22 protein-coding genes are annotated in these 19,917 nt (G+C 60.7%); 13 read left to right on the plus strand and 9 right to left on the minus strand.

From position 1 onward, the window contains the following. Positions 1–41: 41 nt before the first annotated feature. On the minus strand, positions 42–389 hold the full coding sequence (locus LIX15_RS13640) for a DUF7573 domain-containing protein (RefSeq protein WP_227773722.1): 348 nt from the start codon (positions 387–389) through the stop codon (positions 42–44). A 72-nt stretch (positions 390–461) separates the two neighbouring features. Between LIX15_RS13640 and LIX15_RS13645 the strand changes: the two genes are divergently transcribed. Then, on the plus strand, positions 462–668 hold the full coding sequence (locus LIX15_RS13645) for a DUF8024 family protein (protein ID WP_227773723.1): 207 nt from the start codon (positions 462–464) through the stop codon (positions 666–668). Here LIX15_RS13645 and LIX15_RS13650 read toward each other — a convergent pair. The 3 genes from LIX15_RS13650 to LIX15_RS13660 form a co-directional block, all read right to left on the minus strand. Then, entirely contained in the window at positions 622–1,605 is a 984-nt protein-coding gene (locus LIX15_RS13650; protein ID WP_227773724.1) for a 5,10-methylenetetrahydromethanopterin reductase, read from the minus strand. The two genes, LIX15_RS13645 and LIX15_RS13650, sit on opposite strands and share 47 nt — an antisense overlap. Continuing rightward, a complete protein-coding gene (locus LIX15_RS13655; RefSeq protein WP_227773725.1) occupies positions 1,592–2,353 on the minus strand; it encodes a coenzyme F420-0:L-glutamate ligase in 762 nt (253 codons plus the stop codon). Before LIX15_RS13655 ends, LIX15_RS13650 begins: the two co-directional genes overlap by 14 nt. A gap of 76 nt (positions 2,354–2,429) precedes the next feature. Then, positions 2,430–2,939: a metallophosphoesterase family protein gene (locus tag LIX15_RS13660; protein ID WP_227773726.1), complete on the minus strand. Its 510-nt coding sequence runs from the start codon at positions 2,937–2,939 to the stop codon at positions 2,430–2,432. Positions 2,940–3,025: 86 nt separating this feature from the next. Between LIX15_RS13660 and LIX15_RS13665 the strand changes: the two genes are divergently transcribed. Next, complete coding sequence (locus tag LIX15_RS13665) at positions 3,026–4,153, plus strand: outer membrane protein assembly factor BamB family protein (protein WP_227773727.1); 1,128 nt, start codon at positions 3,026–3,028, stop codon at positions 4,151–4,153. A gap of 80 nt (positions 4,154–4,233) precedes the next feature. Next, positions 4,234–5,466 (plus strand): eIF2B alpha/beta/delta subunit family protein, encoded by a 1,233-nt coding sequence (locus LIX15_RS13670; RefSeq protein ID WP_227773728.1) that lies wholly within the window; start codon positions 4,234–4,236, stop codon positions 5,464–5,466. Between the two features lie 130 nt (positions 5,467–5,596). Here the strand turns inward: LIX15_RS13670 and LIX15_RS13675 are convergent, their stop codons facing one another. After that, the gene (locus LIX15_RS13675; RefSeq protein WP_227773729.1) at positions 5,597–6,277 is read right to left on the minus strand and encodes an LURP-one-related/scramblase family protein; all 681 of its coding nucleotides are present in this window, start codon (positions 6,275–6,277) and stop codon (positions 5,597–5,599) included. Between LIX15_RS13675 and ddh the strand changes: the two genes are divergently transcribed. From ddh to LIX15_RS13705, 6 genes are all read left to right on the plus strand, one after another. Beyond that, on the plus strand, positions 6,276–7,211 hold the full coding sequence (gene ddh / locus LIX15_RS13680) for a D-2-hydroxyacid dehydrogenase (protein WP_227773730.1): 936 nt from the start codon (positions 6,276–6,278) through the stop codon (positions 7,209–7,211). The genes LIX15_RS13675 and ddh overlap by 2 nt on opposite strands. Positions 7,212–7,406: 195 nt before the next feature. Next, positions 7,407–8,795 (plus strand): FAD-binding oxidoreductase, encoded by a 1,389-nt coding sequence (locus tag LIX15_RS13685; protein ID WP_227773731.1) that lies wholly within the window; start codon positions 7,407–7,409, stop codon positions 8,793–8,795. Between the two features lie 130 nt (positions 8,796–8,925). Continuing rightward, on the plus strand, positions 8,926–9,075 hold the full coding sequence (locus LIX15_RS13690; RefSeq protein WP_227773732.1) for a hypothetical protein: 150 nt from the start codon (positions 8,926–8,928) through the stop codon (positions 9,073–9,075). A gap of 155 nt (positions 9,076–9,230) precedes the next feature. After that, positions 9,231–10,268, plus strand: a complete 1,038-nt coding sequence (locus LIX15_RS13695) for an N-acetyltransferase DgcN family protein (RefSeq protein ID WP_227773733.1) — start codon at positions 9,231–9,233, stop codon at positions 10,266–10,268. Between the two features lies 1 nt (position 10,269). Then, positions 10,270–11,340 (plus strand): dipeptide epimerase, encoded by a 1,071-nt coding sequence (locus LIX15_RS13700; protein WP_227773734.1) that lies wholly within the window; start codon positions 10,270–10,272, stop codon positions 11,338–11,340. Positions 11,341–11,702: 362 nt separating this feature from the next. Then, positions 11,703–12,893, plus strand: coding sequence for a redox-regulated ATPase YchF (locus LIX15_RS13705; protein ID WP_227773735.1), 1,191 nt, complete (start codon positions 11,703–11,705; stop codon positions 12,891–12,893). A gap of 252 nt (positions 12,894–13,145) precedes the next feature. On the opposite strand, the gene engB is transcribed toward LIX15_RS13705, so the two are convergent. Beyond that, positions 13,146–13,766: a GTP-binding protein EngB gene (gene engB / locus LIX15_RS13710; protein WP_227773736.1), complete on the minus strand. Its 621-nt coding sequence runs from the start codon at positions 13,764–13,766 to the stop codon at positions 13,146–13,148. Positions 13,767–13,854: 88 nt separating this feature from the next. On the opposite strand from engB, the gene LIX15_RS13715 reads away from it, so the two are divergent. Continuing rightward, positions 13,855–15,180 (plus strand): TIGR00341 family protein, encoded by a 1,326-nt coding sequence (locus LIX15_RS13715; RefSeq protein WP_227773737.1) that lies wholly within the window; start codon positions 13,855–13,857, stop codon positions 15,178–15,180. A gap of 256 nt (positions 15,181–15,436) precedes the next feature. Beyond that, positions 15,437–16,732: a DUF389 domain-containing protein gene (locus LIX15_RS13720; RefSeq protein ID WP_227773738.1), complete on the plus strand. Its 1,296-nt coding sequence runs from the start codon at positions 15,437–15,439 to the stop codon at positions 16,730–16,732. Here the strand turns inward: LIX15_RS13720 and LIX15_RS13725 are convergent. After that, positions 16,729–17,688, minus strand: a complete 960-nt coding sequence (locus tag LIX15_RS13725; protein WP_227773739.1) for an NOG1 family protein — start codon at positions 17,686–17,688, stop codon at positions 16,729–16,731. The two genes, LIX15_RS13720 and LIX15_RS13725, sit on opposite strands and share 4 nt — an antisense overlap. A gap of 117 nt (positions 17,689–17,805) precedes the next feature. On the opposite strand from LIX15_RS13725, the gene LIX15_RS13730 reads away from it, so the two are divergent. Continuing rightward, positions 17,806–18,171: a DUF5518 domain-containing protein gene (locus LIX15_RS13730; RefSeq protein ID WP_227773740.1), complete on the plus strand. Its 366-nt coding sequence runs from the start codon at positions 17,806–17,808 to the stop codon at positions 18,169–18,171. Between the two features lie 60 nt (positions 18,172–18,231). Further along, positions 18,232–18,546: an ASCH domain-containing protein gene (locus LIX15_RS13735; RefSeq protein WP_227773741.1), complete on the plus strand. Its 315-nt coding sequence runs from the start codon at positions 18,232–18,234 to the stop codon at positions 18,544–18,546. 618 nt (positions 18,547–19,164) lie between these two features. Here LIX15_RS13735 and hisE read toward each other — a convergent pair. Both hisE and LIX15_RS13745 read right to left on the minus strand, forming a co-directional pair. Next, positions 19,165–19,449 carry a phosphoribosyl-ATP diphosphatase gene (gene hisE, locus LIX15_RS13740; protein WP_227773742.1) on the minus strand — a complete coding sequence of 95 codons (285 nt, stop codon included), beginning with the start codon at positions 19,447–19,449 and terminating at the stop codon, positions 19,165–19,167. Then, positions 19,446–19,898, minus strand: coding sequence for a bifunctional nuclease family protein (locus LIX15_RS13745; RefSeq protein ID WP_227773743.1), 453 nt, complete (start codon positions 19,896–19,898; stop codon positions 19,446–19,448). The genes hisE and LIX15_RS13745 overlap by 4 nt, the downstream gene beginning before the upstream one ends. Positions 19,899–19,917 lie beyond the last annotated feature (19 nt).

Here is a 19,917-nt window from a genome sequence, read left to right on the forward strand (position 1 = left end):
TATGTCTTCTCAATAATCTTTCTTTTCGCACGAACCACGCATCACCACTTCTTGCAGTTCGCACAAACCATCTCGTCCTCGTCCCGCCACCGTCGTTCGACCGATTCGCCGCAACACTCACAAGCAACTCCGCCAGGCGTCCAGTCGTAAGTCGCGAGGGCCGGTTCGATGTCCGCGTCTGAATCGGCCGATGACTCGGCTTCACCAATGGAGTCGGAACGTGGTTCACGTTCTGACTCCGCTTCGACTCCCGATTCTACTTCTGCGTTCTCCTGCTCGCCGATTTCAGTTCTCGACTCGGCTTCGACCGGCGATTCTTCTCCCTCGGACTCGGCTTCCGCGTCGCCCTCGCTCGTCCCGAAGTCGGCCAGTGACGTATCCCGCGACACGTTCTCGTCTACGAATCGCCACGTCGTAAGCGTGACGGAGAAACCAAGTACCCCCGGTACGGACGTTGGAGTATGGTAAACCTCGTGCACAACATCACGGAGATGATTCGGCTGTTCACCGAAGTTGCGCTTTCGTTCCCCGGTTCCACAATTCTCCTCCTCTTCGGCGCACTGCTCGTTGGCGTCTCGGTGCTCGTCTTCGGCTTCCTCGCGCTCGGCGGCATTGGTGCCGCTATGGTTCCTGACACGGCAGGTCGAGGGCCGCAGCGACGAGCGTAATCGCCTCTTTTCTGTCGGGACCGAGCGGCGACCCGGCGACGAAACTGTCCGCGTAGTCGAGCACCGCGTCGATTCTATCGGCCGCCGTCTCCGGCGTTCCGGCGATGCAGAAGGCGTCGATCATATCGGGCGTCACCAGTTCAAACGCGGCCGAAAACTCCCCCCCTCCGATTTTCTTCCCGATTTCGCCCGCGCGCTCGTGGTCGATTCCGTGCCTGTCCAACACCGGTTTCGCCGCGCCACCGACGATGAACGCGACCGGCGGTCTGGCGGCCTCGCGCGCCTCGTCGCCGTCCTCCGCGACGCTCACGCTGGCGTAGGCGGCGAAGTCGAACTCGCCCCGGTGGTCGGGTCGGTCGGCCAATCCTTCCGAGATTCGCCCGTCCGCCCACTCGAAATCGCGCGGATGCGAGGCGTTGACCAGCGCGCCGTCCGCGTGTTTCGCGCTCATTCGGAGCATGTGCGGCCCCTGTGCGCCGACGTACACCGGTATCTCGCCGACCTCGTAGTTCAGCCCCGCGTCCTCCGCGACGAAGGTTCCGTCGTGGGTCACGCGCTCGCCGTCCCAGAGTCGCTTCGAGACTTTCATCGTCTCCAGCACCCGCCGAAGCGGTCGGTCGCGGTCGATACCGAGGTTTTGCAGGGTCGAACGGTCGCCCGCACCGAGTCCGCAAACTCCTCGGCCGTCGCTCGCTTCGTGGATGGTCGCAGCTTGCGAAGCGAGCGTGACAGGATGGGTTTCGTAGGGATTGACGACACCCGGCCCGAGTCGGATGTCGTCCGTTCCGGCCGCGATTTGCGAGAGGACGGTGAAGGGGTCGCGGTTGTTGTAGTGACTGCTGGCGAACAGTGTGTCGAACCCTTCGCTCTCGGCCAGCACGCCGAGTTCGACAAGTTCGGAAACCGGATCTTCCGGCGTGAGTTCAATCCCGCGCAAACTCCCACCCCCGGAGCGCCTGCCGGACGAAATCGCTATCGACCGCCCGAAAGAGGTTGTCGCTTCCCTCGTGATTGCCGAACTCCCAATCGCGGACGACGACGACCGGCAGGCCGTCGTCACCCTCTCCGCTCACGAGGTTGGCGGCGGATGCGAGTTCGTCTACGACCGATTCGACCGTCACTTCGAGTTCGTGACCGTCCCTGTCGCGCTCTCCCCGCCAGTCCCGACTGGCGGGCATTCCGGCCCATCCGAGCGCGACCCCCCGTTGGCCGTGCCGAAACGGTCTTCCACAGGTGTCGGTGACGACGACCGGCACGTCCTGCGAGAGCGCCGACCGAATTCGGTCGGCGCTCTCGTTCGGTCGCTTCGGGAGCAACAGGAGGTCTGCGTCTCCGGTGTTGGAGCGGTCGATTCCCGCATTGACGCCGATGTGGCCGAATCGCGTCGAAGTGAGCAGGAAGGGGGCGTCCATGATTATCTCGGTGCTCTCCTCTATGACGGCCTGCGCGAATCGCGGGTCTTTCTCCTCGCCCGAAATCTCGCCGAGCCGTGCCGCGAGTTCCTCCGCCCGCGGACTCGCCGGAAAGTCCGCGAGATTTGCGGTACGGTCTTCGGCTTTCGAGACGATTGTGCTCGCGACCAGCAGTACGTCGCCGGGTTCGAGGTCGATTCGTTCTTCCACGAGTTCGGCGATGTCGTCGCCGGGTTCGACCTCGGGAATTCCCGGAACCGCGAAAACGTTCATGCCCGAACGTTCGCGCGCCCGGATAAAAACCCGCCCGAAAGGTGCAAATCGCGTCAGCTTTCGGACGTTCGAACGGTTAGCTTTCGTGAACCTGCACCGAAATCGTCCCCTCTTCGACGGTCGCAACGACCATCGTCGCGTTTCGGGCGGGGGCCGCCCCCGTCGCACTCCCCGGATTGAGCAGTCGAACGCCGTCGACTTGCTCGTCCATCACTCGATGAGTGTGGCCGGAGACGCCGATGACCGACTCGTCGGCTGCTCCGTCCGAATGTTCACGAACGGTTTTTGCAACTCTGTTTCGATACCCTCGTTTCGGCCCGGTTCCGTGCGTCACGACGAATTTCACGCCGCCGAGACTCCGAGTTGCAACGTCCGGCAGGCGGAGCGACCGCGGGTCGGTATTTCCGGCGACTGCGGTGAGGTTGCCGTCGGTCAGTTCTCCGATGGAGACCAACGCGTCCGCCGAATCGAAATCCCCCGCGTGAATCGTATAATCCGCGCGCTGGATCCGCATTCGAACCCAAACGGGAAGGCGGTTCGCACGGGTGGGAATGTGCGTGTCGCTGATGATGGCGACCCGGAGCATGGTCGTCAATTCGTCGCCCCGATAGAAAAGCGTTCGAGGACGGTTTCCACCGGAACGCTTTTTTGCTCAGTTCGGGTGGTTTAGTTATGGCCTGTGGGTACCGTCGTCGCGCATTTCTCAGCGCTACAGGTGCCAGTTTGCTGGCGTTTGCGAGTGGATGTTCCACCCTCCAAGCGAACGGTGGCGACACCAGATGGTCGGTGAAATTGGACGGTTACCCCGCACGAGCGTCGAACGTCACCGATACCGGATTCGTCGTCGCAACTACGCTTGAGCCGGACGGCGAGCTCGGATTCGCTCGGTTTTCCGGCGAGTACGAACAGCTCGCTGAACTCCCGCGGATTACCGCCCCGCCGGTTCTCATCGGTAACCGCGCCTTCGTCGAGGCGGACGGCATCATCCACGAAATTTCGGTGAACGGCGATGAGCCGACCGAACTTCGAACCGACTACCTGGCGTTCGGTCGGTACTCTGCGGTTTCGTCGGAATCGTCACGACTGTACGGCGTCGCCTACAGCGAAGACATCGAGAAGTACGCGACGTTCTCGCTGAACCTCGACACGGGGCGAATTGAGTGGACTCACCCGTTCGGTCACGTCCGGTCGTCGGCGGACTCCGACGGCGACCGCGTGTTTGCGGCCTCTCCCACAGGAACGATACGGGCGTATGACGCGGCGGACGGTACGACGTTATGGAAGCGGAAAACGGGTCGAAATGCGGTACTCACGTATCACGACGATGCCGTTTTCGTCGCCTCGATGAACGGCGTAACGGCACTGACCCCATCCGATGGAACGGTGCGCTGGCACACTGAAAGCGACTGGATTGGGTCGGTCGGAACGCTTCCCGAGGCGAACGATTCGAGCGTGTACGCCATCCTTTCGTTCTACTCGAATCATCATCGGAGTCGGTTTGCGATGGAGACGTACATCGTGGCGTGCAACCGAAACACCGGCGAGGAACGCTGGCGAAAACGGGCGAAGTTCGGCACGCCGCTTTCGGTGACCGAACAGGAAGTCGCAATCGAATCGGTCGAACGAGTCGAAACGACGCAGGAAGAATCTAAGCTAGAAAATAGCCTCTCCGTCTTCGGCGTCGGCGGTGCGCGGAAAGAGCAGTACGAACTGAACGAGCGGGCGACGATGAAACCCATTCTGCGCGACGACGTGGTCATCGTCGGCGACGATACGTCAATCGTCGCCTACGACCGTTGATCCGACGCGCCACCATCTTCTCGTTCGACACGTCACGACCTCGCCCACAGATTCACCATTCTTCGAAACCACGATTTCGCATGGACGAAACCCACGTCGTCACCTGCTTCCTGCGGAACCGAGGTGACGTGTTGCTGCTCCGTCGAAGCGAACAGGTCGGGTCGTACGCGGGCAAGTGGGGCGGAGTCGCCGGACATGCGGAGGGTGACCCCGATTCGCTCGCACGTGAAGAGATCGAGGAGGAAACCGGTCTGTTGGACGACTGTACGTTCGTTCGAGCGGGCGACCCCTTCGACGTGGAAGACAAAGCCCTCGGAAAACGGTGGATAGTCCATCCGTACCTGTTCGACTGCGCGACTCGCGCAGTCGAACTGGATTGGGAGACGACGGATTCGGAGTGGATTCCCCCGACCGAAATCCTTCGCCGAGAGACGGTGCCCGACCTCTGGACATCCTACGAACGCGTCGCGCCGAACATCGAATCGGTCGCCGGGGATACGGAGCACGGTTCCGCGTCCGTCTCGGTTCGTGCTCTCGAAACCCTCCGCGACCGGGCCGGACTGCTCGCGGTTCGCAGTGGCGACTGGGATGAGTTGGCCGAATTGGCGACCGAACTTCGCTCGGCTCGCCCGAGCATGGCGGTTCTCGAAAACCGAATCAATCGGGCGATGACGGGTACCGATTCCCCGGCTACCGTCGAGCAATCCACCATCGACGGTATCGACCGCGCCTACCGAATCGACGAGGAGGCGACCGAAAACGCACGGGAGAAAATAGATGGCTCGACGGTACTCACCCTCTCTCGTTCCGGAACCGTCCTCGACGCGCTTCGCGTCGCGAAGCGCGTCTTCGTCGCCGAGTCCCGACCGGCGCGCGAAGGTGTCGGGGTGGCTGAAGAACTGGCGGACGGGACGGACATGACGGTTCACACCGACGCCGCGATGGCGCACGTGTTGGCCACGGAGGACGTTGACTGCGTGGTCGTCGGCGCAGATGCAGTCCTCCCAAATGGGAATGTCGTGAACAAAACCGGAACGCGGTTGGCGGCCGTGGCCGCCAACCGCGAAGACGTGCCCGTGTTCGTCGTCACGGCCACCGACAAGGTGCAATTTCGCGACGAACCCGCGCTGGAATCGGGCGATCCGGCGGCGGTGTACGATGGCGGTGCGAACCTGTTGGCGCTTAATCCGACCTTCGACGTAACGCCCGCGGAGTTCGTCACTGGGTACGTGACGGAGCGCGGCGCACTCGGCAGTGCGGAAGTTTGGGACGTGAGCGAGAAACTCCGGGAACTGTCGAGGTGGCGTTCCTAACGCGCAAGAGTCAAACCGGTCGGGCGGGTACGGACGATTGGGCGGCGGTGACGAAAGTTACCCCCTCCGAGCCCCTTGTGACGAGGATTTTTCCCGAGCCGCCCTTTCAACGCCAAACGACAGCGCTCGGCTACACGCTTTCAAGCACCGCGATAGCCACGCCAGCCGCGCTCAAAATCGCTTGCGAAGTCGCCCCTGGACGCTCGATACGAACGTCGTAAACGGTTCTCGGGTGGAGTCTGCCCGCGATTTCGCCGATGTGCTCGCCGTTCGGTGCGTCCATCGAAAATGTCTGCGGGAGGGGCGAGAGCATCTGCGAGACGGTGTTCACCGCACCGATGAGTCCGCGCCGGGAAGTTACCGAGGCGAGTTCTTCGCCGTCCGGAGACGCGACAGCCCAGTAGTGGCGGCGGAAACTGAGTTCTTTCGAGAGGGTGAACAGTGGTTCGTCAGCACCCTCTACGAGAAGAGCGTACTCTCCTGCACTGTCGAAAACCCGTTTCGAACGCACTCGAAACGCGACGTCGCCGTCTTCGTCGCGAAACGGAAACGTTGCCATGCCCTCCGACACGTTTCTTCCGGTGTCGAGAACGCGATTGCCGTCCGAATCGGAAACCCAAAACTCCTCCCGAAGGAACTTTCGTTTGACGGTGTACGGTTCGTCCCCGAACGGCAGGTCACCGATTTCGTCGCGCGCTGGCATTGCCCGCCGATTCGAACGTGACGATAGTAATTCCTGCTGATGCCTCGTCGCATCCACCGATGTCACCTTCCGAAGATTCATTCCCGTTCCATGGGTATCCCCGTGCATGCAGATTTCCCACCTCGGAATCCACGATTCGGTCGATGCCGTCTTCCCACCCGAGCAGTTGCGCGAAGCGCTCTTCTCTATCGACCCGAACGTCGAGGTCGTCGGCGACGACCCGGATGAACTTGCAGGGTGCGACGCCGTGGTCACGTTCGCCCACCGCGACGGACTGCTCGACTCCGGACTCGAATGGGTGCATTCGATTCAGGCCGGATACGACCGATTTCCGCTCGCCGAGTTCGAAGACGCCGGTATCATTCTGACGAACAGCACGGGCATCCACGGTACCAGCGTCGGCGAATCCGCGCTGGGAATGATGCTCTCCCTTTCGCGCCGATTACACGCCTTTTCGTGCCAGCAGACCGACCGCGAGTGGAATCGCCCCGATTGGGACGAACCGTTCACGCTCCAGCACGAACCGCTCTGCGTCGTCGGCCTCGGCACGTTAGGACAGGGGATCGCAAAGCGGGCGGACGCGATCGGAATGCACGTCACGGGCGTTCGACGCTCCGCCGAATCGATGCCGCACGTCCGTAAGGTGTACGCGAACGACGACCTGCACCAGGCGATTTCGGAGGCGCGATTCGTCGCACTGGCCACGCCCCTCACCGACGCGACAGTGGGGTTGATGGGGACGGCGGAGTTCGAGGCCATGCGTGAGGACGCCTATTTCATCAACGTGGCCCGCGGAAAGTGCGCCGACGAGAAGGCGCTGATTTCTGCGCTGGAAGACGGCGAAATCGCGGGTGCGGCCTTGGACGTGTTCGAGGAAGAACCGCTTCCGGAGGACTCCTCGCTCTGGGGGATGGACGACGTGGTCGTGACGCCCCACGCCGCGGCGGCGGAAATCGACTATTACAACCACATCGCTGAACTGGTTCGGGAGAACGTCCAGCACATCGACGCAGATGAGGAACTCACGAATCGGGTCGTCTGAGCCGAGCTGAACTGGTTCTGACTGGCTTCGATTTTTGTCGGTTATTATCTGATTATCGTTGATTTCGTGGCGTACTTGTTCCATTGTCATTTGGTAACATCTAACATTACTCGTGTCGTAGCATCATTCGCGCTCTCCGTGATGATGAACTGGAAACGAACGGTGTCGGGACGGGCGCGACAGACGGAGGACACTATGGCGACGACAGCAAAAGACGACGACGCAGTCATCGAACAGTTTCGGGAGGGCATTCGAGGAACGTTGGTTCGACCCGACGATGCGGAGTACGACGACGCGCGCACGATTTACAACGGAATGATAGACAAACATCCCGGACTCATCGTCCGGTGTGCCAATGTCGGTGACGTAATCGCGGCCGTGAATTTCGCCCGGGAGAACGACATCGAAACAGCGATACGAAGCGGCGGCCACAGCGGTCCCGGCCTGTCGCTCGCGGACGACGGGCTTGTCATCGACCTATCCGACATGACGGGCATCCGCGTCGACCCCGACGCGAAAACCGCGCGAGTCGAACCAGGTTGCACGTGGGGCGACGTGGATTCCGCCACTCACGCTTTCGGACTGGCAACCGTCAGCGGGATCATCTCCACCACCGGCGTCAGTGGCCTGACGCTCGGTGGCGGGCACGGTTATCTGACTCGAAAATACGGCCTGACGATCGACAACCTGCTCAGCGCCGATGTCGTGTTGGCCGACGGACGACTAGTGCACGCGAGCGAGGACGAGAATCCGGATTTGTTCTGGGCGCTCCGCGGCGGCGGCGGCAACTTCGGCGTGGTCGCCTCGTTCGAGTACGAATTGCACCCCGTGGACACGGTGGTCGCCGGGCCGCTGTTCTGGCCCATCGAGGAACTCGAATCCACGATGCGCTGGTACCGCGAGTGGCTACCCCAAGCGCCGGAGGACGTGTACGCGTTCTATCTGGTCGGCGAGGTGCCGGGTGACCCCTTCCCCGCAGAACTTCACGGCGAGAAGGTCTGCGGCCTGATGTGGTGCAGTTTGGGGTCGGAGAGACAAACCGAGGAAATGCTCCAAACGGCCCGCGATGTCGCCGAACCGCTGTTCGAACACGTCGGAGAGATGACGTATCCTGCGCTCCAGAGCATGTTCGACGACCTCTACCCGCCGGGTGACCAGTGGTACTGGAAGGGCGACTTCGTGCGCGACCTGCCGGACGAAGCCATCGAGGTACACGAGCGCCACGCCGAGGTGCCGACGCCGAAATCGACGATGCACCTCTACCCTATCAACGGAGCGGTTCACGACGTTGCACCGGACGAAACCGCGTGGAGCGTCCGTGACGCCAACTGGTCGATGGTCATCGTGGGCGTCGACCCCGACCCGGCGAACGATGAAAAAATCACCAAATGGGCGCGTGACTACTGGCACGAACTCCATCCGCACACTGTCGGTGGTTCGTACATCAACTTCATGATGGAAGAGGGAGAAGACCGGATTCAGGCCACGTACGGCGACAATTACGAGCGATTGCGGGAAGTCAAAGCGGAGTACGACCCGGACAACTTCTTCCACGTGAACCAGAACATCGAACCGGCAGACTGAGGGTTGGCGAGCGATTTCGGGGTCTCTTTTTGAGCAACTTTCCCGGTATCTGTTCTGAACTGTTCGAACTGAGTTCTTAGTTCAACAAATCGCCTTTTTCCAGGGTGGGTTTTCGAGGTACCACTCGGAGGTGCCGCTCGGAATTGCCGACTCCGATGAGACCGCACCGCAACCGCCAGTGTCCTCACTCTTCCCCGCCAGCGCATTCGCACGAACGGGACGAGGCGACCGTGTCGCCTCGCTGGCTCACGGCGAAGCCGTGAGCGCCGAACGACAGTGAGGTATGAGTGCAGTCCTGCGCTGGCGCAACCGTGCGACTGTGTAGTCAAGCTTCTAGAGGTCTAACCACTTCCTGTTCAAAAACCCACAGCAAGCGCGGGGTACCCTTTCATGAAAGGGGGCAAAACTTTCATGGGCTCTGTGCCTGTGTAGCACATGAACCTTCGGGAGGCCTTCGACGCCCCTGCTCCCGCGATTATCCTCGCGGAAGGAGCCTTCGGCACCATGGACGGAAAGACGGCGAACGGGGTCGTCATGCACAGTGAACTGTTCGACGCGAAAGCGGTCATCGACTCGACGCACGCCGGGGAGGATGCGGGGGAAATTCTCGGGCGAAAAGACGTTGTGGACGTCCCAATCGTCGCTTCGACCGAGGAAGCCATCGAACGCGCGCCGGACGCCGAGGCGCTCGTCATCGGTGTCGCACCCGCCGGCGGCGCACTGCCGGATGAATGGGTCGCGGACATCGAGGAAGCTATTCGGGGCGGACTGGATGTCGTTTCCGGCCTACACGTGTTTCTCTCCGACCAACCCTCGTGGCAGTCGCTCGCGGACGAACACGACACGCGACTCTTCGACGTGCGGAAACCGCCGGAAGAAGAAAACTTGCGAGTCGGCGACGGGAAGGTCGATGAAGCGGACGCGGATGTCGTCCTGACCATCGGCACCGACTGCGCGGTCGGCAAACGAACCACGACGTTCGAACTCTACCGCGCCGCAAAACGCGCCGGACTGGACGCGGGGTGGGTCGCCACCGGCCAAACCGGAATCATGGTCGGCGCGCACCGCGGCGTCGTCATCGACCGCGTACCCGCCGACTTTACCGCCGGGGTCGTCGAAAACCTCGTTTTCGCCGCCGCACAAGACCACGACATCGTTTTCGTGGAGGGGCAGGCGGCGCTCACCCACCGCGCCTACTCCGGCGTCACGCTCTCGCTTTTGCACGGCGCGTGGCCGAACGCCGTGGTGCTGGTCGATGAACCGAACCGCGAACGGCGAACCCACTTCGAACAGTGGCCGGTCGGGGACGTCGCGAGCGAAATCGGCCTCGTCACCGAACTGTCCGACGCGACGGTCGCCGGAGTTTCAACGTGGGCCGACCCCGAAACAGTCGAGTATCCTGTCCCCGCTGCGAACGTGTATCACGAAAACGGATCGAAAGAACTGCTCGACGCGGTTCGAGAGGTACTGTGAGATGAGCAGGAAACAGAATAATGGAACGCCTATCGAGCAGGTGACCGTCTCGCCGCTCGATTTACCGCTCCGCGAACCGTTCGAAATCTCACCGGGGACGCAACACCACGCGAACAACCTGCTCGTGACGATCGAAACCGAGAGCATCACTGGCTACGGCGAGGGTTCGCCGCTCACCCCAGTCACGGGAGAAACCCAAGACGCTGCGCTCGCGACTGCTCGCGCCGCCGTCGAACTGCTGGTGGGAAAAAATATCGCGAACTACCGGAACCTCGTTTCGGACGTTCGTTCCACGTTTCCGGGGATGGTATCCGCACTGTTCGCGGTCGAAACCGCGATTTTGGACGCCTACTGCCGGGATCGGGAAATGGCCCTCTCCGAACTGTTCGGCGGGTCACCTCGGCCAGTCACGACCGACCTCACGATTTCGATTCTGCCGCCCGAGGAGGCGAACGACCGCGCCGCGCGCGCCGTCGAGGAGGGGTTCGATTCCCTGAAGGTGAAAACCGGAACCACGGTCGAACGGGACGTTGCGCGCGTCGCGGCGGTTCACGACGCCGCGCCGGACGCGGAATTGGCGGTTGATGCGAATCAAGGTTGGACGCCGAAAGAAACCGTTCGGTTCGCGGACGAACTCGAATCGCAGGGCATCGACTGCTCGCTCATCGAACAGCCAGTTCCGGCGGACGACGTGGTTGGACTCGCTCGTGCCCGTGACGCGGTTTCCGTTCCGGTCGCCGCGGACGAAGTGGTGTTCACGCCGGAGGACGCGATTTGCGTGATTCGGGAGGATGCCGCGGACGTTATCAACGTGAAACTCGGCAAATCTGGATTGCTCGCTGCGGCGGACATCGCGTCGATTGCGGAAGCCGCGAACGTCGAATTGATGGTCGGCTGTATGCTCGAAAGTGCAATCGGCATCCACGCTAGCGCGCACCTCGTCGCCGGGATCGGATCGTTCTCGCACGTCGATTTGGACGGGAATCGGTTGCTCGCCGAGGACGTAATTTCGACGGAGCGAGGACCGGAGATCGCGCTTGGCGGACCGGGGCACGGGATTACACCCGAGTAGTTTCGAGGTGAATGTTGGATTTGGTGGGCGCGAACTGGATTTCTACGACGGCCACGCTTTCGTGCGCTGAAACTGATTGTGATGGAGTTTAGCTTTGGAACTAACGTTGGTCGAGTTTGGTTCTCTGCTAACACGAGTCGGAGGCGAACGAACGCTGGAACGAGCGACTTTGCCGCGAGTAACTGCGTGAGTTCGGGCGTGGCTTATGACTCGTGTTTTCTGCGGTCGCGATTGTTCTGATTCACAGAGTCACTCGGCACTATCCGCTCACTTTCTCCCCTTTTTCACGCCACTCGCTACCACGCACCAGACGTGTCAGCGTTTGAAAACTCCTTTACCCGCGGGTTGCCCAGTCCGGCCTAATGAGTTACAAAATCGGACTCGTCGGGAAGCCCTCGGTGGGCAAATCGACGTTCTTCAACGCCGCGACGATGAACGACGTGCCGGAGGGCGCGTACCCCTTCACCACAATCGACCCCTCCGTCGGCGAGGCCTACGTCCGCGTCGAGTGTGCCGCACCGGAGTTCGACGAAAACTGCACCCCGAGCGTCGGGTTCTGTCAGGAAGGCACGCGCTACGTCCCGACGAAACTCGTGGACGTGGCGGGACTGATTCCCGGTGCTCACGAAGGAAAGGGTCTCGGAAATCAGTTCCTGACCGACCTGAACGAGGCCAACGTGCTGGTTCACGTGGTGGACTTCTCCGGCACGACGGACATCGAGGGCGAATCCACGGAGGGTCACGACCCGCGCGAGGACATCGCGTTTTTGGAAAACGAACTCGACATGTGGTATCTGGAGATTCTGGAGAAGGGTATTGAGCGCTACCGATCGGGCTACGACGGCGACGAAAAGAACGTCGAAATCGATCTCGCCGAACAGATGTCCGCGTTCAAAACGAACAAGGACGAAATCAAGCAGATCATTCTCTCACTCGGACTCGCCCTCGACCCCGACGAATGGGAGGAAGGTGACCGCGAAGACCTCGCGCGCGAAATTCGCAAACGAACCAAACCGATGGTCATCGCGGCGAACAAGATGGACACACCCGAGGCACAGGAAAACTACGACGACATCACGTCCGACCCGGAGTACGACCACCTGACCATCGTTCCGGCGAGCGCGCACGCAGAGAAAGCCCTCAAAAATGCCGCGGAACAGGACGTCATCGATTACCACGCTGGCGACGAGGACTTCGAAATAACGGGCGACGTGAGTGACGAACAAGAAGAAGGACTCTCCCAGATTCGGGAGTTCGTCACCGAGTTCGACGGCACCGGCGTCCAGAAGGCCATCGAGGCCGCGCTGTTCGACGAACTGAATCTGATGGCTATCTTTCCCGGTTCCGCGAACGGTAGTGCCAGCGAGAAGGGCGTCTTTCGCGACTGCTTCCTCCTCCCCGGCGGTTCGACCGCGGAGGACTTCGCCTACCACCTGCACAGCGACATCGGCGACGGGTTTTTGCATGGAATCGATTGTCGAAGCAAGCGTCAGATTGGTTCGAGCACCGAGTTAGACCACCGGTCTGTCGTGGAAATCGTTTCCACGAATTAGTGCGGTGCGTGAGTCGGTTCGCTGACCCATCGAAGACGACGCGTTCCAAGTGACTTACGGGGTCTACACGTCCGGGCATTCGACCACGAAGAACAAACGCTACGCTGTCAGCGAGATTCGTAAGTTCTGACCGACGTCTTTCGGGCGTTCTTTTTTCGAACCGGTTCCACCGCGACCGACCGAACGCAACGCAAAAGTATGCGGTCAACGTGAAAGTGTTCGGTGCCCAAGTTTCCCCGTCGTGCGCGGTTGCTATGAGAAGAATTTCAGCAAGTCGTCGCGTTTTTGGCCGTGCAGGTGTTCCTTGACAGACTCGTTCAGCGCGTCGATACTCCCGCGTTTGGCGGTGATGGGCGCGATGGTGTCCTGCCACTGCTTCCACGGCGGGTGCAGACCGAGACGGTCGCAGAGATCGTTCAGGCGGTCGTCCCTATCGTCCACCTTGTCCATCTTGTTCACGGCGACGACGACCGGGATACCCACTTCCTGAAGAAAATGGAACATCTCCACGTCGTGCGGGATTTCGTCCTCGCCGGAGTGGCGGTCAATGATGTCGATGACGCTCTTACCGTCCACGACGAGGACGCCGAGCAGAATCTTGTCGGCGTTGTCCTCGATATAGTGGACGATGTCGGTCTTGATTTGCTCCCTGTGCTCGTCGCCGACGCCGGACATGAATCCGAATCCCGGCAGGTCTGTGAGCATGAAATCCTCGCTGGCCCAGTCGAAATGGTTCGGTTTGCGAGTGACGCCGGGTTTGCCACCGGTTTCGAACTTGTGTCCCGTCAGTTCACGCATCAGGGTGGATTTCCCGACGTTCGAGCGCCCGACGAAGATGATTTCGGCATTTCGGTCGGGTCGGTTGTCGAACATACGTCCTCTTTTTTCCGACGGGGCTTAACCGCCGTGTTTTCGCGTTCGAGCCAGCGATTATATCAATCTGCGAACCCCACCGGGAACTATGCGACTCCTACAGGTTTCTATCCCGACGGGCGAGCGCGAAACGGTCGTGCAGACGCTCGAAGCCGAGGGAATCGACTTCTTTCTCACCGACGAAACGAGCGGCCGCAAGTACGCCGCAATCGCCACCTTTCCGCTCCCGTCGAACGCCGTTCAGCCGATTCTCGACAAACTCCACGACGAAGGGTTGAGCGACGAGGCACACACGATCATCATCGACGCCGAAACGGACACCTCCCGCCAGTTCGAGCAGTTAGAAAAGCGGTACGATGCAGAGAACGGCGGCGACCGAATTGCCCGCGACGAAATTCTCACGAAAGCCCGCGAACTATCGCCTCGACTCCAAACGTTCGTCTTCATGACCGTGGTGAGCGCCGTGGTTGCGACGGCGGGACTCCTGCTCGATTCGCCCGCCGTCGTCGTCGGGTCGATGGTCATCGCGCCGCTCGTCGGTCCGGCGCTTTCGACGGGCGTTGGCACTGTCCTCAGCGAACGCGACCTGTTCGTTCGCGGCGTCAAACTGCAACTGTTGGGCGTCATCACCGCAATCGCCAGCGCGACCGTCTTCGCTCTTCTCGTCCGAAATCTGTTCCTTTTTCCACCGAACACGGACGTGACCGCGATTTCGCAAATCAGCGGGAGACTGTCCCCGGATTTCCTCTCGCTTATCGTCGCGCTCGGGGCCGGTGCGGCAGGTATCGTCAGCCTCGCCGCAGGCGTATCGGTCGCACTCGTTGGCGTGATGATTGCCGCGGCACTCATCCCGCCCGCCGCCGCAGTCGGCGTCGGTATCGCGTGGGGTGAACCGATGGTCGCACTCGCGGCGGGCGTCCTCGTGATGGTGAACGTCCTGTCAATCAACCTCTCTGCGATTGCGACGCTTCAGTACATGGGCTACCGGCCGCGCAGTTGGTTCAGAACAGAGCGTTCCCAGCAGGAAACCGTCCGACGAATTGGATTTTTGGCTTTGTCCCTCGCAGTTCTCTCGCTCTTTCTCGGCGGCGTGACCTACTCGACCTATCAGGACGCCCAGTTCGAAGAGGGGGCGGATACGGCGGTGACGAAGGTGTTTGAATCTCAGTTCCAGCAAGCAGAACGGTTGAACATGCAGGTGCAGTATCAGCAAGCGTTTTCGATAGGGAAGCGCACGTACACGAGCGAGTTGCCATTTCGGGAACCGAGTCGAGTTATCGTAACGGTTGGCCGACCACAGGGTGAACAGTATTCGAATCTGACGACCCGCCTCCAAAACCGAATCGAGCGCGAAACCGGGAAAGAGGTGGCGGTGCAGATTCGGTACGTCGAAATCGACGAAACGTCTGCTTGACTGTTGGCCACCGTCTCACTAAACTTTCCGATTCCACCCCTCCTCTCTCGTTCGCCGTGCGATGTGCAGCCATCACGACCGTCGAATCCGATTTTGTGACGGTTTCCGTGTTGGTGGTCGCGACAGACGAGGTGCAGGGAGTGAAACGAAAAGAGGAATGAAACGAAGCGGAAAAGAGGAACGAGACGAGGGGGAATGCTACGCAAAGCGGAAAACCGGCCTGAACGCTTTTGTCTCGGTGTCTTGTTATGCATTCGTGCGTCTGGTTCACGTTTTCATCTCGGAGGAACAGAAAGAAGCGGTCTTCAAGGCGCTCGAAGAAGGGGAGATAGAGTACGTCGTGGTCAGCGCATCGAGCGCCGCAACCGGCGGAACGCTGGTGGAGTTTCCACTCCCCACTGACGGCGTCAACGACGTTCTCGACTCGCTCCGCGAAGTCGGGGTGGACGAGAATTCATACGTCGTCGTCGGTTCCGCGGAAACCGCAACGACGGGGACGATGGAACGACTACAAAATCGCTACGCGAGCGACTTTTCGCCGTTGGCGACGGCCGAGCTCCGGTCGAAATCGCGGGATATGTCGTACGATTTGTACTCGTTCGTCTGGCTGGTGGCCGTCTCCGCGATTATCGCCGCTGGCGGCCTGCTCGTCGATTCGCCTGCGGTCATCGTCGGGTCGATGGTCATCGCGCCGCTCGTCGGACCGGTTCTCACGACCGGCGTCGGCGTCGTTACCGACGATCGGAAAATGATTTCGGACAGCATTCAGTTGCAAGCCGTCGGTCTCGTCGTCGCCATCGTCACGTCGGCGGTGTTCAGTTTGTTTCTCCGCGTAACCGGGTTCGCGCCAGCAGGCCTCGCAGTCTCCTCGATAGAGTTGGTGAGTGTCCGCCTCGCGCCGACGATGATTACTGTCGCTATCGGTCTCGGCGCGGGATCCGCCGCCGCGTTCGCGCTCACGACGAAAGGGCCGACCGCGCTCGTCGGCGTGATGATTGCCGCGGCACTGCTTCCCGCGGCCGCAACGGTCGGTATCGCCCTCGTCTGGGGTGCACTCATCGTCGCGCTGGGTTCGTCCATCCTGTTGGCGATGACGCTCATTTTTATCAACGTCGCCGTTATCGCCACGCTCAGATATCTCGGCTACCGCCCGGACGAACGCGATTCGGATTCGGGTGAAGTCGGGCCGCCTCCATCGTGGACTGCTCCACGATTCGCCGCGGTTGCCCTGCTCGCTCTCGTGGTTACGGGCGCTCTAGCGGGAACGTTCGTCCAACTCTCGTTCGAACGCGAGGCGACGACGAGCGTTGAGGAGGTTATCGACCGACCGGCCTACGACGAATTGGAGGTGGTCGCAGTCAGAACCCAGTACGATGGTCGACCGTTTGATTCCTCTCGAACCGTCACGGTCATGCTTAGCAAATCGTCCGATAGAACGTATCCGGCCGTCGCCGAGCGTATTCAACAGCGCGTCGTCAGTCGGACGGGCCAGGAACCGGAAGTTCGGGTTCGATTCCAAGAGTACCAGGTCGCCTCTCCTCGTCCCGATTAGCCGTCGAACGGAAGTTCGGGTTCGTAGCCGATTGCTTCCACGGCGGCGTCTAAGGTTTCAGTGACGTTGTCGTCCTCCTCGATGCTCATGTACAGATCGGCTTCAACGTCGGTTGAGAGGTCGGATTTGTTGCAAACCGTGAGCACCGGCACGTCGCTGAACTGTTCTTTCACCGAATCGCGGAGTTCGAGCTGTGCGTCGAGGGGGTAGCCGCAGTACGCGCTGGCGTCCACCATGAACAGGATGCAATCGGCGACGTGGGTTAGCGCCGACACTGCCTGTCTTTCGATGGCGTTGCGCTCGTCTTCGGGCCGGTCGAGTAGGCCCGGTGTGTCTACGATTTGGTATCGGATGTGGTCGCGCTCGAAGTGGCCGACGCGGACGCTTTTCGTGGTGAAGGGATACTTCGCGATTTCGTTCCGGGCGCGAGTCACGTCGTTGACGAACGACGACTTCCCGACGTTGGGATAGCCCGCGACGACCACGGTCGGGTCGTCGGGGTTGATCTCGGGCAGTTTCCGCAGGTCGTTGCGCGCTTTTCCGACGCGGTCTAAGTCGTCCTCGACTTCTTCTACGATGTCTGCGAGGCGGGCGAATCCCTGCTTGCGAACTTTTCGGGTGTAGTTGATGTCGCCGCGGAGTTTCCCTTGGTACTCGCGGCCGATTTCTTTCGTCTTTCTGGAAGCCCACTGGATTTCCGACAGACTCTTTCGTATCTCGTCAACCTCCACGACGGCGTCCGCAAGTTCGTAGTAGAAGGGGTCTACCTCGCGGAAATCCGGCCATTCGGTGACGACGTTCTGAAGGTTGTCCGAAAGGACGTTCGAGGCGGTCTGGAGCATGGACTGTTGGGCTTGGATACCGCTTTTGGCCCGGCCCGCCCGTGCCGCCCGCGAAAACGCCTTGTCGATGAGTTCCTCCGACGTGGGCGTCGTCGGTAGGGTCTCGAAAATCATGGTCATCTGTATGGACTCCCTGCTTAAAAGGGCGTCCATAGCGTCGTTCGACTTCATTTCGCGTTCAGCCCGTTTCGGCGGGAGACTTTTGCTCGTCCGACACCTACGGAACGCATCATGACTGATTGGTACGCCGTTTTCGTCGGCTTCGTCGTCTCGATTATCGCGGGCATAGTCGCGTTCGCCGTCCCCGGAATCGGCCACATCGGTGCCGGACTCATCGGTGGATTCGCCGCGGGATACGTCGCAGGCGGCGGTTTGGGTCGTGGCTTCTGGCACGGCCTCCTCGCCGGAGCGCTCGGCGGTATCGTCGTCGCCCTCTTTTTGGGCCTCGCCGGAACCGTCGTCGTCGGCTTAGCGGGCGGTCCCGTCGGGTCGCTGTTCGGCGGCATCGGCATCTTCCTCGCCGCGCTTCTCGTCGCGCTCATCATGGCGCTCGACAGCGCGATTGGCGGGATGGTCGGGTCGCTGTTGAAAAATTAGCGTGCAGGTCGAACCCGCTGAAATGCCAGCTATTTTTTCCTCGCGGGTCGAAGGGCGGGTATGGCCGAAATCGACGCCGATGCGGTTCTTCCGGCAGAGCACATCCGACAGGCGGTCGCCTCCGGACGCGTTTCGCAGTTGCACCGCGGCGACCAGTACGCCGACGAAGGAGACACCTTCGACATCGACGACGAGACGTTCGAAGTCGTCGAGGTAACCGAACGAAAACTGGGCGATTTGACCGACGAAGATGCGCAGGCCGAGGGGTCGGCGGATTTGGACGCCTACCGTGAGCGCCTGAATCGGGCCCACGACCACTTCGAGTGGGACGACGATGCGACGGTCTATCGGCATCGATTCGAGCCGCGGGAGTGAGAGAGGCGTTTTTCCGGGTTATTTTGGAGATTGGTGACGAGATAACTTTGTATTTGTGTCGTAAGCAGTTGCCGACTCCAATCATACGCCTCTGCACCGTAACCGGCCACTCCCTCCCCAACCGATTCCTTCGCGCCTTCGTCGCTCAGTCTCCCCCGCACGGGCGAACCTGTCGGTTCGCCTTCGCGCGCCACATGGAAAATCAGCTTTCCCGACCCAACACAAACCCTGTGGCGTATGCGTCGGCAGGGATGAGGAGTTTACCTCCGAGGCCCTGCCGAGTATCACGCGAGGGATGAGACTTGCAAGACGCGAAGCGTCTTGCTGACCTGCTGCCGCGGCCCGCAGGCATCGCAACGAACGAAGTGAGTGAGAAACGCAGTCGGTTGGGGAGGCGTGTGGTTGTGCGGCGGTTTCAGTGGCGTCGTGATTACCTAGCGATACAGAACCGTGGACACCTTTCACACTGAGAAAGAGTGTAGGGTCGTGATTATACAGAACCACTGTTTGAAAACCATCAGATAGCACTCCTCCTTCAAAACGGACGGGTGACAGAACTCTCACAATAACAATCGAAATTGCACACGAAACAACGTCCAAAAACCCACTTTCTCACTACTATCGTCGTTCAGCGAGTTCAGACCGCAAATCATCCAATTCCATGTCCTTCATCGCCAACAGCACGAGCAGATGGTACACGATGTCCGCACTTTCGTGGGCAATTTCCTCGTGGTCGTTGTCCTTCGCGGCCAACACGAGTTCCGTCGTCTCCTCGCCGAGTTTTTCGAGGACGGCGTTCTGACCCTTTTCGTGGGTGAACAGTGATGCGGTGTAGGAGTCCTCCGGGAGCGTTTCCTTCCGGTCTTCGATGATGTTGAAAAGGTCGTCTAACACGTCGTTCATGGTCCAATCTGAGCAACTTCTCTGATATCTTGTAGTTCGTCGAACTGGTCGCGTTCCTGCTGGCCGTGTTGGAACACCTCGTCTGCAACTTCGATGGGCGCGTTGGTGCGCGATGCGAGCGCCAGCGAATCGCTCGGGCGAGCGTCGATGACTTCGTGTCCGCGTGGCGTCTGAATGTGGAGGTCGGCGATGTAGGTGCTGTCGTCGAGTTCGCTGACGACGACGCGCTCCACGCGCCCGCCGAGTTCCTCCATCACGTCGAGCAGAAGGTCGTGTGTCAGCGGTCGCCCGATGTCCTCGGCTTCCATCCCCCGGGCGATGCTGATGCCCTCCTCGAATCGTATGAAAATAGGGAGGACGTCGTCGCCATCGTCCGGTGCGAGTACGACGACCGGGAGCGGCCCGTCTCCGGTCGCGGCGACGCGCACCGCGTCGATTGAAACGTTCATGACCCAACCGAAGCGACCC

This window comes from Haladaptatus pallidirubidus (genome assembly GCF_020700235.1).
GTDB lineage: Archaea > Halobacteriota > Halobacteria > Halobacteriales > Haladaptataceae > Haladaptatus > Haladaptatus pallidirubidus.

What these genes read in the sequence shown, in the direction of transcription:
- ddh (WP_227773730.1), top strand. Translation starts at nt 6,276, where the DNA reads ATGCAGATTTCCCACCTCGGAATCCACGATTCGGTCGATGCCGTCTTC.
- LIX15_RS13715 (WP_227773737.1), top strand. Translation starts at nt 13,855, where the DNA reads ATGCGACTCCTACAGGTTTCTATCCCGACGGGCGAGCGCGAAACGGTC.
- LIX15_RS13660 (WP_227773726.1), bottom strand. Translation starts at nt 2,939, where the DNA reads ATGCTCCGGGTCGCCATCATCAGCGACACGCACATTCCCACCCGTGCG.
- LIX15_RS13670 (WP_227773728.1), top strand. Translation starts at nt 4,234, where the DNA reads ATGGACGAAACCCACGTCGTCACCTGCTTCCTGCGGAACCGAGGTGAC.
- LIX15_RS13705 (WP_227773735.1), top strand. Translation starts at nt 11,703, where the DNA reads ATGAGTTACAAAATCGGACTCGTCGGGAAGCCCTCGGTGGGCAAATCG.
- engB (WP_227773736.1), bottom strand. Translation starts at nt 13,766, where the DNA reads ATGTTCGACAACCGACCCGACCGAAATGCCGAAATCATCTTCGTCGGG.
- LIX15_RS13685 (WP_227773731.1), top strand. Translation starts at nt 7,407, where the DNA reads ATGGCGACGACAGCAAAAGACGACGACGCAGTCATCGAACAGTTTCGG.
- LIX15_RS13725 (WP_227773739.1), bottom strand. Translation starts at nt 17,688, where the DNA reads ATGATTTTCGAGACCCTACCGACGACGCCCACGTCGGAGGAACTCATC.
- LIX15_RS13655 (WP_227773725.1), bottom strand. Translation starts at nt 2,353, where the DNA reads ATGAACGTTTTCGCGGTTCCGGGAATTCCCGAGGTCGAACCCGGCGAC.
- LIX15_RS13675 (WP_227773729.1), bottom strand. Translation starts at nt 6,277, where the DNA reads ATGCACGGGGATACCCATGGAACGGGAATGAATCTTCGGAAGGTGACA.
- LIX15_RS13695 (WP_227773733.1), top strand. Translation starts at nt 9,231, where the DNA reads ATGAACCTTCGGGAGGCCTTCGACGCCCCTGCTCCCGCGATTATCCTC.
- LIX15_RS13730 (WP_227773740.1), top strand. Translation starts at nt 17,806, where the DNA reads ATGACTGATTGGTACGCCGTTTTCGTCGGCTTCGTCGTCTCGATTATC.
- LIX15_RS13735 (WP_227773741.1), top strand. Translation starts at nt 18,232, where the DNA reads ATGGCCGAAATCGACGCCGATGCGGTTCTTCCGGCAGAGCACATCCGA.
- LIX15_RS13700 (WP_227773734.1), top strand. Translation starts at nt 10,270, where the DNA reads ATGAGCAGGAAACAGAATAATGGAACGCCTATCGAGCAGGTGACCGTC.
- hisE (WP_227773742.1), bottom strand. Translation starts at nt 19,449, where the DNA reads ATGAACGACGTGTTAGACGACCTTTTCAACATCATCGAAGACCGGAAG.
- LIX15_RS13745 (WP_227773743.1), bottom strand. Translation starts at nt 19,898, where the DNA reads ATGAACGTTTCAATCGACGCGGTGCGCGTCGCCGCGACCGGAGACGGG.
- LIX15_RS13665 (WP_227773727.1), top strand. Translation starts at nt 3,026, where the DNA reads ATGGCCTGTGGGTACCGTCGTCGCGCATTTCTCAGCGCTACAGGTGCC.
- LIX15_RS13645 (WP_227773723.1), top strand. Translation starts at nt 462, where the DNA reads ATGGTAAACCTCGTGCACAACATCACGGAGATGATTCGGCTGTTCACC.